This window comes from Gordonia ajococcus, assembly GCF_012974285.1.
GTDB lineage: Bacteria > Actinomycetota > Actinomycetes > Mycobacteriales > Mycobacteriaceae > Gordonia > Gordonia amicalis.
Map to the genome: position 1 here is coordinate 3075168 of NZ_CP052884.1, position 12868 is coordinate 3088035.

The window sequence follows — 12868 nt, forward strand, 5'->3', positions numbered from 1 at the left end:
CGTCGGTCACTTGTCGACGCCTGCGTCGGCGGCCTCCTGGGCCGCCTGCCCCTCGGCGACCTGCTCAGGGGTGAACCGCATGAACAGGACCACGATCGCGGCGATGACCGCGATCCCGGCGCAGGCCGCGAAGGCGAGACCGTAACCCTCCGCCTGGGCCGCCAGCTGGGCGGGATTCATGGTCTCGACCGGTTCGGTGGTGCCGCCTTTGGACAGCGCCCGCGACGTCACCAGCGCACCGACCACGACCAGGCCGACAGCGCCGCCGAGGTTCTGGGCGACCTGTGCGAGGGCGGTCAGCGGACCGATCTCGTGGGGGCCGACGCCGGCGACCACGGACAGGGTCAGCGGGATCACCGCGAGCCCCACACCGAAGCCGATCACGACGACCGGGATGAAGATGCCCGGGAAGTAATCGGGCGCATCGGTGGCGATCGACGACGCATAGAAGCAGCCGGCGAGGATGACCGCACCGCCGACCAGGACCAGCCAGCGGGGCTGGACCATCAGGGCGAGTTTCGACGCGATCGCCGCGGCGATTCCGAGACCGAAGGCGAACGGGACGACCGCCAGACCACTCTGGATCGGCGAGTACTTCAAGATGCCCTGCAGGTAGAGCGAGATGAAGACCGCCATGCACATCATGATCATGCTGGCGAACAGGATCGCCAGCAGTGCCGCGACGCGTGAGCTGTTGTCGAACAGGGAGAACGGCAGGATCGGATTGGAAGCGCGGCGCTCGACGATCACGAAGGCGATGAGGGCCAGTGCGCCGAGCACGAACGAGACGATCACGACCGGCGAGTCCCACCCGTTGGGCCCCTCGTTGACACCGAGCACCAGCAGGGTGCAGCCGAGGGTGCCGAGCACCGCGCCGGGGACGTCGAGGGGCAGCCGTTCCCCCTGCGACTCACGCAGCGCGAGCATCGCACCGATGACGACGACCAGTCCGATGGGCACGTTGATGAGGAACACGAGGCGCCACGACACCTCGGTCAGCACACCGCCGAGGATCAGTCCGGCCACCGAGCCGACACCCGTCATCGCCGCGTAGATCGCGAAGGCCTGGCTACGGGGTTTACCCGGCGCGAAGGTGGTCGCGACCAGCGCCATCGCGGTGGGCGCGGCCACCGCCGCCGACGCGCCCTGCAGCGCGCGGCCGACGATCAGGCTCGCCTCGTTCCACGCCAGTCCGCAGAGCAGCGAGGTGAGGGTGAACGCCACGACGCCCACCATGAACATCCGCTTGCGACCGAAGGTGTCACCGAGACGGCCGCCCAGCAGCATCAGTCCGCCGAAGGCCAGCACGTAGCTGCTGATGACCCAGTTGGCGCTCGATTCGGAGAGGCTCAGCGCGTCACGGATGCGTGGCAGGGCCAGTGCTGCAACAGTGCCGTCGAGCACCATGAGCAGCTGCATTCCGGACAGCACCAGGATCGGCAGTCCGAAGACCGGACGGAACTGAGAGTTGTCCACAGTTCCAGCGTGCACGGATCCGGGAGTCGACATAAGGCACGACGGTACCGGCCGAGCGCGCCGATGTGCCAATCCCTGTTGGTTCGGTGCCCCCGCTCACCCGATGTGCGGGCTCAGGAGCCCTCGGTGAATCCGGCGACCTGACCGATGACGACGATGGCCGGCGGGCGCAGTCCCTCCGCGGCCGCGACCTCGGCGGCATGCGCGAGGTCGGTGCGCAGCAGGCGCTGCGTCGGCAGGGATCCGTTCTCGATCAGGGCGACCGGGGTGTCGGCGGGCCGGCCGGCCTCGAGCAGGGCGTCGGCGAAGAGGTCGACACGCTCGACGGCCATCATCAGCACGAGTGTGCCGCGCAACCTGCCCATCGCCGACCAGTCGATCAGCGAGTCGGGATGTCCGGGCGGGACGTGGCCGGAGGCGATGACCACCTCGTGGGTGACGCCGCGGTGAGTCACCGGGATGCCGGCCGATGCGGGTGCGGCGATCGAGCTGCTGATGCCGGGCACGACGGTCACCGGCACGCCGGCGGCGACACAGGCCTGCAGCTCCTCGAAGCCGCGGCCGTAGACGTACGGGTCGCCGCCCTTGAGCCGCACGACGAACTTGCCCTCCTTCGCCTTGGTGACGAGGACGTCGTTGATGGCCTCCTGCTTCATCGCGCGTCCGTAGGGCACCTTCGCGGCGTCGATGACCTCGACCTGCGGGCCCAGCTCGGCGAGCAACTCGGGCGGCGCCAGCCGGTCGGCGACCACGACGTCGGCCTCGGCGAGGAGCCGCTGGCCGCGCACCGTGATGAGATCGGGGTCGCCGGGACCGCCACCGACCAGGGCGACACCCGCGGCGTGCGGCGCGGCGTCGGCGACCGACAGCGAACCGTCGGACAGCGCTCGGCTGATCGCGGCGCGCAGTGCCGCCGACAGTTTGTGGTCGCCGCCGGCGAGGACGCCGAACTGTACGTCGCGGTGGCGGCCGGAGGCGGGGGTGACCGCGGTTCCGTACCGGGCGTCGTCGGCGCGCACGCAGAAGGTGTGGCGGCGTTCGGCCTCGGCGACGACGGCCGCGTTGACGTCGGGATCGTCGGTGCACGCCATCACGTACCACGCTCCGGCGAGATCACCGTCGGCGTACGCACGGCGGGTCACAGTGATGCCCTGGAACGATTCGACGGCCGGTGTGGGGTCGATGGCGATGACGTGTACGTCGGCTCCGGCCGCGATGAGGTTCGGCAGTCGTCGCTGTGCGACGGACCCGCCGCCGACGACGACGACCCTGCGGCCCGCGAGATCGAGGCCGACGAGGTAGTGACCAGACATGGGAGGTGACACTACCGGGCCGAGACCTGGCCCTCGGTGTTCAGCCGGTGTGATCTAGAGCGGCAGCTCGCCGGTGCGGCGGATGTGGCCCCAGATGTCGGCGGCCGGGACGCCGAGCCGGTGGGCGGCCGCTGGATCAGCGCACCGAGCAGCTTGGAGCTGCAGTAGGCCGCGTCGAGCGCGTCGTCGGCGCTGGTCCGGATCTCGTTCCACCAGGCCGGGTTCCGGTCCGCGGCCGCCTCGGCCATCGAGATCGCCGTGACGAACCCGGAGTCACAACCGCACGCATCCGCGCCCACGGAACTCCCGAACCCATCCATCCCGACCGGCTCCGCGAGAGTCATGCCCGGCTCCGTGCCCGCTCGCGCTGCAGGGCGCGTTCGCGCGACGCCTCGAACTTCTCGACCTTGACGTTCATCTGCTCGAGGAAGTCGGCGAGCAGTTCGCGGTAGTGCTCACCGAGCGGACCGAAGTCGTCGCGCTCGAAGATGCGCCACTTGCGCAGCACCGGCATGACCACCTCGGACATGTGCTGGGGCAGGTCGTAGATACCGCCCTTGGCGATCAGTACCGCGTTGCGCCGGAAGTTCGGCATCGTGGCGCCGGGCATCTGGAAGTTCGACACGATCGCGTAGACGGCGGCCATCGTCTGGTCGGGAACCAGGTCGAGGGCACCGGCCACGATGTTGCGATAGAAGAGCATGTGCAGGTTCTCGTCGGCGGCCACGCGCTGCAGCATGCGGTCGGCGATCGGGTCGCCGCAGGCCTTGCCGGTGTTGCGGTGCGAGACGCGGGTCGCGAGTTCCTGGAAGCTGACATACGCCACGGCGTACAGCATGTCGAAGCTGTGGTCCCGCTGTCCGTCGTCCTCGGGCAGCGGATTGAAACCCGCCGTCATGTGGGCCATCCGGATCTCTTCGAGTTCCACCGGGTCGACGCCGCGGGTGACGACCAGGTAGTCGCGCATGACCACGGAGTGGCGGTTCTCCTCGGCGGTCCAGCGGCCGACCCACCAGCCCCACGCGTCGTCGAGGCTGAAGTTCTGGGCGATGACGCGGTGGTAGGACGGCAGGTTGTCCTCGGTGAGCAGGTTGGTGATCATCGCGGCCTTGGCGGTCTCCGACAGCTGCGACTGTTCGGGGTCCCAGTCGATGCCGCCGAGCATCGCGAAGTTCCGGCCCTCGTCCCACGGCACGTAATGGTGCGGATGCCAGTCCTTGGTCATCCGCATGTGACGCTCCACCTCGGTCTCGCACACGGGTAGCAGTTCGCGCAGCAGGTCCGATCCGGTCATCCCGTTGTCGATCGTTTCGGGGGGTCCGATGAGGGTGGTCACGTGCTCTCCTGGTCCGAAGTTCGGGGTGGACAGGCGGATCGAGAATCCGTCGACAACCACTCTGCTCCCGGAGACGGGTGTTGCTCGTGGGGAGAAAGTCCCGCATCGTTGGGGCCCGACGTCGCGAATCCGGTCGGGACGCTGTCGCCCGCGACACAATGTCACTGTTGCCGGCGACACAATGTCACTGTCGCCGTCGACACAGCACCCGCGTCGTGAGTTCTCGCAGCTGAGACGGTCCGGTACGTTCAGACCATGGCTGACGATTCGACCCCCGCCCCGGTCCGCGTCTACCTCGTCGACGACCACGAGCTCGTCCGACGTGGACTCCGCGACCTCCTCGGCACCGCTGACGACATCGAGGTCGTCGGTGAGGCCGCGTCCGTCGGTGAGGCCCTGGTCGGCATCCTCGCGACCAAGCCCGACGTGGCGGTCCTCGACGTCCGTCTGCCCGACGGCAACGGCGTCGAACTCTGTCGCGACGTCCGCGCCGCCGACCCGAACGTGAAGTGCCTGATGCTCACGAGCTACGCCGACGACGACGCCCTCCTCGCCGCGGTCCTCGCCGGCGCGTCGGGCTTCGTGCTCAAACAGATCCTCGGCCACAACCTGGTGGCCGCGGTCCGCACCGTGGGACAGGGCGGTTCGCTGCTCGACGACCGGTCGACCGCTGCCCTGCTGGCCAAGTTGCGCGACGGCAAGCAGGCCGAGAAGGACCCTCTCGAGGAGCTCACCCATCAGGAGCGTGAGGTGTTCAACCTCATCGGGGAGGGTCTGACCAACCGGCAGATCGCCGAACGGATGTTCTTGGCGGAGAAGACGATCAAGAACTACGTGTCCCGCATCCTCGGCAAGCTGGACATGCAGCGCCGAACCCAGGTCGCGGTGATGGCGACCAAACTCCGCGACCCCAAGGGCTGATCCGCGGAGCCGACCGGCGTCAACCGATCAACGGCACCGACCAGGTGAGTGTTGTCCCGCCCTCGTCGCGGTTGCCGCGCGGACGGGTGACCACGCTGAACGTCCCGTCACACTCCTCGGCGCGCCGGGTCAGGTTCTCCAGACCGCGGTAGGTGACGTCGGTGCCGATGCCGACGCCGTCGTCGGTGATCTCGACGGTCAGCACGTCGTCGGCTCGGACCGCCACCGCGATGTGGTCGGCCTGCGCATGGCGCAAGGCGTTGCTGAGCCCTTCGCGCAGCACCGCGTCGATGTGCGGTCCCAGCGTGTCCGGCACCACGGTGTCGACAGGACCGTCGAACTCGACGCTCGGCGAGATCGACGCATGCCCGGACAATTCGGAGACGATGTCGAGGACGCGCCGACGCAGGGTCGAACCGTCGGCGTTGGCCGTCGCCGTCTGAAGATCGAAGATCGAGGTCCGGATCTGCGCGATCGTGCGATCGAGGTCGGTCATGATCTGTTCGAGACGCGCGGTGGCGGCAGCGGGATCGGTCGATCCGGCCAGCAGGGTCTGCACCGACATGCCGACCGCGAAGAGCCGCTGGATGACGTGGTCGTGGAGATCCCGCGCGATGCGGTGGCGGTCCTCGAGCACCTCGAGATCGCGGGCGATCTGCTGCTGTTCGGCGTAGACCACCGCCAGCGAGGCGATCTCGGCGACACCGGCCAGTCCGGCGATCTCCTCCTCGTCCCAGTACGGCCGGTCACGATGGGTGATGAGCATCCAGCCGAACGCTCCCGACGCGCGCTGCAGCGGTTGCACCGACGTCCAACGGGCCCCGCGGCGAACCAGCGACGGCGCGATCGAGCCCGCGCGCAGAACGGCCAGGGCGTTCGCCGGCGGTGCGGTGAAGCTGTCGATCTCGAGACGGTCACCGGTGTGACCACGCAACTCCACCTCGCCGTCGAGTTCGGTGACGAGGAAGACGTCGACCGCGCCCACCAGGTCGGCGACGTCGACACACATCCGGGACATGGTGTCGGACAACGCGATACCGGCCAGTGGTTCCGAACCGCGACGGGCCAGCACCTGCATCCAGCGATGCCGGGTCCGCGCGCGTTCGAAGAGTCCGGCGTTGTCGATGGCGATTCCCGCGGCCACCGCGAGTACGGCGACGACCGTCTCGTCGACCTCGGAGAAGTCGTCGGCCGAACGCTTCTCGGTGAGGTAGATGCTGCCGAACACCTCGCCGCGCACCAGGATCGGCGCACCGAGAAAGGTGTGCATGGGCGGGTGATTCGGCGGGAACCCGACCGAGGTCGGATGTGCGCCGAGGTCGTGGATGCGGTGCAGTCGTGGGTCGTCGATCAACAGTCCCAGTACGCCCCGGCCCACCGGCAGATGCCCCATCGTCGCCCGCTGCGCATCGGTGATCCCGATGTGGACGAACTCGCTGAGACCACCGTCGGGACCGCGCACACCCAGCGCTCCGTACTGCGCATCCACCAGACCGGCGGCCACCTCGACGATGCGCTGCAACGCGCGGTCGAGTTCGACGCCCTGCCCGACGACGAGCACGGCCTCGAGGAGCTGACGCAGCAGATCGGGGTCGTCGGCACCGTGGGTGGCCAACGCGTCAAGGGTCTCGCGCAGTCGGCGTGCCGTCATCGGGGAACCTGCGTCTAACAGTTGGTCGGCATCGTGCACGATCTGGAGCCTACTCGGGCCATGAAGCGGTGCAGCGCCTCCGGGATGGCCGCCGGATGCAGATGCAGATACGACGCGTGGACCGCGGCGGTGATGACGCCGTCCGTGGCGCTTCGACCTTCGGCATCGCGCCACGCCCATGCGGGCGTCGCTGCTCCCTCCCCGGTCGTCACGGTGCTGCGGTGGAACTCGTGCCCGGTGACGCGCTCCCCGGCACGGAACAGCACCGAGTCGGACACGGCCACCGCGTCGCGGTAACCCAGCGTCAGCCTCGGCCCGAAGCTGCCGGCGATGTCGAGGACACCGCTCATGGGACGTCCGTCGAGGTGTTCGGCCAGATAGACCAGACCCGCGCATTCGGCATGGATGGGCCGGCCGGCAGCCGCGTGCGCACGCAGGTCGGCACGCAGTTCGACGTTGGCGCCGAGTTCCTCGGCGTGCTCCTCGGGGAAGCCACCACCGATGACGACTCCGGCGGTATCCGGCGGAAGTCGGTCACAGAGTGGGTCGAAGGCGACCACCTCGGCGCCCGCGGCACGCAGCATCTCGGCGTGTTCGGCATAACCGAAGGTGAACGCCGCTCCCCCGGCGACGGCGACGACGGGCCGCGCAGCCGGGGCCGGGGCGCCGTCCACATAGGGAGCGAGTGCCTCGGCCGCCGACCACGGTGCGGCGTCGGGACTCCGGCGCTGCCGCGCTGCCGCCACTATCGCCGGGAGGTCGAGGGAGCCCCGCAGGTGATGGGTCATCGACGCCACCGCGGCGACCGCGTCGGCGCTGCGTTCGGCCGCGGGGATGAGTCCGAGGTGACGGGACGGCACGGTCAGGGACGGATCGCGTCGGACCACTCCGAACACCGGAACACCGACGCGAGCGCACGCCTGGCGCAGCACCATCTCGTGCCGCGGCGAGCCGACCCGGTTGAGGATGACCCCGGCGATGTGCACCGAGGAGTCGTAGGACAGGAACCCGTGCAGCACTGCGGCGAGGGACTGGCTGTGTCCGCCGGCGTCGACGACCAGCACGACGGGCGCACCGATGATCGACGCCACGTGCGCGGTCGAGCCGATGCCCAGCGCGTCGGTGCCGGCTGCGCCGACCTCATCGCCGGTGATCCGGCCGTCGAACAGGCCCATCACCCCTTCGACGACGGCGATGTCGGCTCCGATCGAGCCATGGGCGAACAGGGGCGCGATCAGGTCCTCGCCCACCAGGTTCGGGTCCAGGTTGCGGCCCGGACGCCCGGCGGCGACGGCGTGATAGCCGGGGTCGATGTAGTCGGGACCGACCTTGAACGGTGCCACCCGGTGACCGGCCGCGCGCAACGCGCCGATGAGGCCGGTCGTCACCGTCGTCTTGCCGCTGCCCGACGACGGCGCGGCGATCACGACGGTGGGCACTCCGCCCGCGGCCGCTACCACTCGATGCCCTTCTGACCCTTACGGCCGGCATCCATCGGGTGGGCGATTTTGCGCATCTCCGTCACGAGGTCCGCGGTATCGATCAGCTTCTGCGGCGCGCGTCGGCCGGTGATGACGACGTGCTGACGCCCGGGGCGGCGGGCGAGGGTCTCGATGACCTCATCGGTGTCGACCCAACCCCAGTCGAGCGGGTAGGTGAACTCGTCCAGGACGTAGAAGTCGTGTTCGCCGGCGTCGAGCCGCCGGGCGATCTCGGCCCAGCCGGCTCGCGCCGCGGCGGCGTGGTCGTCGGCGTGCTCGGTATTGGCCCGCAACCACGACCAGCCCTGGCCCATCTTGTGCCACTCGACCGGACCGCCCGCGCCGGTGTCGGTGTGACACTGTCCGAGGGTCAGCAACGCCGACTCCTCCCCGACCTTCCACTTGGCGCTCTTGACGAACTGGAAGACGGCGACCCGCATCCCGGCGTTCCAGGCGCGCATCGCCATCCCGAACGCGGCGGTGGATTTCCCCTTCCCGTCTCCGGTGTGGACGGCGAGAACCGGCTGGTTACGACGCTGGCGCGTGGTCAGACCGTCGTCGGGAACCGACGCGGGAACCCCCTGGGGCACTGGTTGTCTCCTTCTTCGGCGGACTCAGGCCGCGCCGCGCGTCAGCGCGGTCGCGGACAGCTCGTCCATGGTCAGCAACTCGGCGCCGAGGTGTCCGGCGAGGTCGGCGGCGAGACCGAGTCGCACCATCCCCTGCTCGCAGTCGACGACCACCGACTCGATCCCGCGGCGCCGGATCACCGACGCCGCAAGCCGCGCGCGTGCGGGTGCGTCCCGGCCCGACGTGGCCCGACCGTCGGTGAGGACCACCAGGAGCGGTCGCCGGTTCGGCTCGGTACGCCGGCAGCGTTCGACGACGTCACCGGCCAGCGTCAGCCCCTCGGCCAGCGGCGTACGGCCACCGGTACGGATCTCGGCGAGGCGGCGCACCGCGATGTCCACCGACTTGGTGGGCGGCACGGCCAGCGTCGCCGAACCGCCGCGGGCGACGACGACGGCGACCCGGTCGCGACGCGTGTAGGAATCCCGCAGCATCTCCACGCACAGTTCCGCGACCGCGGTGAGCCGACGCCGGGCGGTCATCGAACCGCTCAGGTCCACCACGAAGACAACGAGATTCGCCTCCTGGCCGATACGCTCGGCGGAGCGCAGGTCGGGTGCGGCGATCCGGACCGACGACTGCGGTGCCCGACCTGCCGCGGCGAGGACGGTGGCGAACAGGTGCACCGGCCGGCCGTCCTCGAAGTCGACCGCGTGGATGGTGTGGCCGCGCCGGCTGCGCGCCTTCGACCGGCGTCCCGGGTCTCCGTCCCCCACCCCGGAGACGCGGAGTGCGCGTACGCGACGCCCCGTCGGCCTCGGCGCGGCACCGAAGGCGGGCCCCGGCGCCGGTTGCGACTGCGTTTCTGAATCCGATTGCGCCTCAGAGGTTTCCGAAGGATCACCTGGGGCGGGCGCGCCACCGTCCGGGCCGCCCCCGGGTGAGGTCGGGTCGTCGTCGGGAGGTTCGGGGGATTCGGGACCGGCGGCATCCTGACCGGCCGACATCGCGTCGTCGAGCTGGTCGGTGGACAGGCCGGATTCGTCGAACGGGTTGCGGCGCCTGCGGTGCGGCAGGGCGAGTTCGACGGCGGCCCGCACGTCCTCCTCGGACACCGTGGTCGCCCCGCGCCAGGCCGCGTGTGCGGCGGCGGTACGCGCCACGACGATGTCGCCGCGGAGCCCGTCGACGTCGAGGTGCGCGCAGATGCCTGCGATCCGGCGCAGCTCACGCGTCGGGACCTCGACCCCGCCCACCGCTCGGCGGGCCTCGTCGATCCGCTGTGCGAGTTCGTGTTCGATGGCGAGGTGTTCCGCCGCGAACCCGGCCGGGTCGGCGTCGAACGCCATCCGCCGCCGGACGACCTCGACTCGTTCGTCGAGGTCCTTGCCGGCCGCGACGTCGACCGCGAGACCGAAGCGGTCGAGCAGCTGCGGGCGCAGCTCTCCCTCTTCCGGGTTCATCGTGCCGACGAGTACGAAATCTGCTGCCTGCGTGTGGGAAACACCGTCCCGCTCGATGGTCACGCGTCCGCTGGCCGCGGCGTCGAGCAGGACGTCGACGAGATGATCGGCGAGGAGGTTGACCTCGTCGATGTAGAGGACGCCCCGATGCGCTCGGGCGAGAAGTCCCGGGGTGAACTCCGCGCGGCCGTCGCGCAGCACGGAGGTCAGGTCGAGTGAACCGATCACGCGGTCCTCGGTGGCCCCGATCGGCAGTTCGACGACGCGCCCCGACCGGTCGTCGCCACCGATCAGCGGTCCGAGCCCGCGCACGATCGTCGACTTGGCGGTCCCCTTCTCGCCGCGGATGAGGACGCCGCCGATGCCCGGTGAGATCGCGGACAGGATGAGGGCGAGCTTGAGCCGGTCCTGCCCGACGACCGCACTGAACGGGTAGCGGACCGGTACCGGGGTCTGCTCGGAGATCTCGGTCATCGCGAACCGGGGCGGAGCATCGACACGTGTGGGATCCCGTCTTCGAGGTATTCGTCGCTGTCGGCGACGAATCCGAACTTTCCGTACATCTCGGTCAGATAGGCCTGTGCCTCGATCCGGCAGGGGTGCTCGCCGACCTCGTCCAGCGCGGCAGTCAGGAGCCGGGAGACCAGACCGCGGCCACGATGCGCGCGTTCCGTACAGGCACGGCCGATCCGGTACACGGGCCCACCGTCGGCACCCGGCGGCTCGTCGAGGAGGCGCAGGGTCGCCAGCACGACGTCACCGTCAGCGCTGTCGGTGATCCAGAACTGGCGGGTCGTCGGCTCCAGGTCACGCCCGTCGAGTTCCGGGTACGGACAGGCCTGCTCCACGACGAAGACGTCGACCCGAAGCCTCAGGATGCGATACAGCGTCGCCGCGTCGATGTCGGCAGCCGTACTGCGATGTACCTGTGGTCGCTGATGTTCCTGCGGTTGCGGGCTCATGTGTCGTGGTTAGCACAGATGGCCGCCGCGGATCACCCCGCGGTGGCGGGGGCGAGCGCGTCGGTCTCGACGGTGCTCGCGTCACGACCGGTCAGCCGCAGCGACTTGTTGGTCCAGTCCCACACCTGTCGGTACAGGTCACGGTTGCCATTGAGCTTCTGGCCGAACGACGGGATGAGCTCGGTCAGCTTCGACGACCAGCCGGCGTACTCGGCCGGGAAGCACTTCTCGAGCACCGACAGCATCGCCGGGACCGCGGTCGAGGCGCCGGGGGACGCACCGAGTAGGCCGGACATGGTGCCGTCCTCGGAGGTCACGACGGCCGTACCGAACTCGAGCTTGCCGCCGACACCCGTCTTGCGGATCACCTGGACACGCTGGCCGGCGGTGATGAGCTCCCAGTCCGCGCCGAGCGCACGCGGCACGAACTCCGACAGCGTGTTGACGCGATCGGCCTTGTTCGCGGCGAGCTCGCCGATGAGGTACTTGAGCAGACCGAACTCCTGCGGCGCGATCGACACCATCGGCAGCAGGTTGCCCGGTTTGATCGAGGCAGGGAGGTCGGTGATCTTGCCGGACTTGAGGAACTTGGGCGACCAACCGGCGTACGGGCCGAACAGCAGACCCGGTTTGTGGTTGATGACGCGCGTGTCGAGGTGGGGCACCGACATCGGCGGCGCACCGACGGCGGCCTGACCGTAGACCTTGGCGTGGTGCTCGCCGATCAGTTCGGAGTTGGTGCAGCGGAAGAACTCACCCGACACCGGGAAGCCGCCGAAGCCCTTGGCCTCCTTGATGCCCGACTTCTGCAGCAGGTGGAGCGCACCGCCGCCGGCACCGACGAAGACGAACTTCGCGTGGACCTTCAGGGTGTCTCCGGTACGACCGTTGCGGACCTTGACGATCCAGCTGCCGTCGGACTGCTTCGAGAGGTTGGTCACCGAGTGACCGAAGTAGATGTCGGCACCCTGCGCGACGTAGTTGAGCAGCTGCTGGGTGAGCGCACCGAAGTCGACGTCGGTGCCCTGGTCGAACCAGTTCAGCGCGACCGGGTCGGAGAAGTCGCGACCGGCCGACATGAGCGGGAGACGCTTGGTGAACTCGGCGGGGTCGTCGATGAACTCCATGCCCTCGAACAGGGTCTGGCCGGCGAGGTTGTCGTAGCGCTTGCGCAGGTACTTCACGCCGGCGTCGCCGTGGGTGAAGGCGACGTGCGGGATCGGATTGATGAACTCCGAGGGATCACCCAGGATGCCGTTGTCGACAGCATGTGCCCAGAACTGGCGCGACACCTGGAACTGCTCGTTGATGTTGAGCGCCTTGGTGATGTCGACGTCGCCGTCGGCGGTCTTGGGGGTGTAGTTGAGCTCGCAGAGCGCCGAGTGCCCGGTACCGGCGTTGTTCCACGGGTCGCTGCTCTCGGCGGCGGCCGCGTCGAGCCGTTCGAACAGGCTGATCGACCAATCGGGCTGCAGCTGCCGGAGCAGCGCTCCCAGGGTGGCACTCATGATGCCCGCACCCACCAACGCCACATCGGTCTTGATCACCGTTTTCGACACCTGGACTCCACTTCAAGCTGATCAACGATCTTTTCATCGGCCATTGTCCAGCATGGCACGTTCTGTCACAGAATCGAGCTGCTCAACTGTGGTATCCGCGACACCCCGACGGCCCCATGGACCCGCGGGCAGGTCA

The 12868-nt window shown here is 69.2% G+C and carries 10 protein-coding genes and 1 pseudogene; 1 reads left to right on the forward strand and 10 read right to left on the reverse strand.

Going from position 1 to position 12868, the window contains the following annotated elements:
• Nucleotides 1-6: 6 nt before the first annotated feature.
• The 4 genes and pseudogenes from GAA2_RS13910 to GAA2_RS13925 all read right to left on the reverse strand — a co-directional run bounded on the left by GAA2_RS13910 (nt 7) and on the right by GAA2_RS13925 (nt 4125).
• Nucleotides 7-1509 (reverse strand): DHA2 family efflux MFS transporter permease subunit, encoded by a 1503-nt coding sequence (locus GAA2_RS13910; protein WP_096273843.1) that lies wholly within the window; start codon nt 1507-1509, stop codon nt 7-9.
• 80 nt (nt 1510-1589) lie between these two features.
• A complete protein-coding gene (gene cobA, locus GAA2_RS13915; RefSeq protein ID WP_191834426.1) occupies nt 1590-2789 on the reverse strand; it encodes a uroporphyrinogen-III C-methyltransferase in 1200 nt (399 codons plus the stop codon).
• A gap of 54 nt (nt 2790-2843) precedes the next feature.
• Nucleotides 2844-3133 (reverse strand): annotated as a pseudogene (locus GAA2_RS13920) (hypothetical protein).
• Nucleotides 3130-4125, reverse strand: a complete 996-nt coding sequence (locus GAA2_RS13925; RefSeq protein WP_191834427.1) for an acyl-ACP desaturase — start codon at nt 4123-4125, stop codon at nt 3130-3132. The pseudogene GAA2_RS13920 and the gene GAA2_RS13925 overlap by 4 nt, the downstream one beginning before the upstream one ends.
• A gap of 255 nt (nt 4126-4380) precedes the next feature.
• Here GAA2_RS13925 and GAA2_RS13930 point away from each other — a divergent pair, with 255 nt between their 5' ends.
• On the forward strand, nt 4381-5046 hold the full coding sequence (locus tag GAA2_RS13930; RefSeq protein ID WP_191834428.1) for a response regulator: 666 nt from the start codon (nt 4381-4383) through the stop codon (nt 5044-5046).
• Between the two features lie 19 nt (nt 5047-5065).
• Here GAA2_RS13930 and GAA2_RS13935 read toward each other — a convergent pair whose 3' ends face one another.
• Genes GAA2_RS13935 through mqo form a run of 6 tightly spaced genes read right to left on the reverse strand, consistent with a single transcriptional unit; the run spans nt 5066 to nt 12732 of the window.
• A complete protein-coding gene (locus GAA2_RS13935; protein WP_024498430.1) occupies nt 5066-6697 on the reverse strand; it encodes a GAF domain-containing sensor histidine kinase in 1632 nt (543 codons plus the stop codon).
• A gap of 14 nt (nt 6698-6711) precedes the next feature.
• A complete protein-coding gene (locus GAA2_RS13940; protein WP_191834429.1) occupies nt 6712-8157 on the reverse strand; it encodes a cobyrinate a,c-diamide synthase in 1446 nt (481 codons plus the stop codon).
• Nucleotides 8151-8768 carry a cob(I)yrinic acid a,c-diamide adenosyltransferase gene (cobO, locus tag GAA2_RS13945; protein WP_191834430.1) on the reverse strand — a complete coding sequence of 206 codons (618 nt, stop codon included), beginning with the start codon at nt 8766-8768 and terminating at the stop codon, nt 8151-8153. The genes GAA2_RS13940 and cobO overlap by 7 nt, the downstream gene beginning before the upstream one ends.
• A gap of 24 nt (nt 8769-8792) precedes the next feature.
• Nucleotides 8793-10685 (reverse strand): VWA domain-containing protein, encoded by a 1893-nt coding sequence (locus tag GAA2_RS13950; protein ID WP_024498427.1) that lies wholly within the window; start codon nt 10683-10685, stop codon nt 8793-8795.
• On the reverse strand, nt 10682-11173 hold the full coding sequence (locus GAA2_RS13955) for a GNAT family N-acetyltransferase (RefSeq protein WP_024498426.1): 492 nt from the start codon (nt 11171-11173) through the stop codon (nt 10682-10684). The genes GAA2_RS13950 and GAA2_RS13955 overlap by 4 nt, the downstream gene beginning before the upstream one ends.
• Nucleotides 11174-11205: 32 nt before the next feature.
• Entirely contained in the window at nt 11206-12732 is a 1527-nt protein-coding gene (mqo, locus tag GAA2_RS13960; RefSeq protein WP_024498425.1) for a malate dehydrogenase (quinone), read from the reverse strand.
• Between the last annotated feature and the right edge of the window lie 136 nt (nt 12733-12868).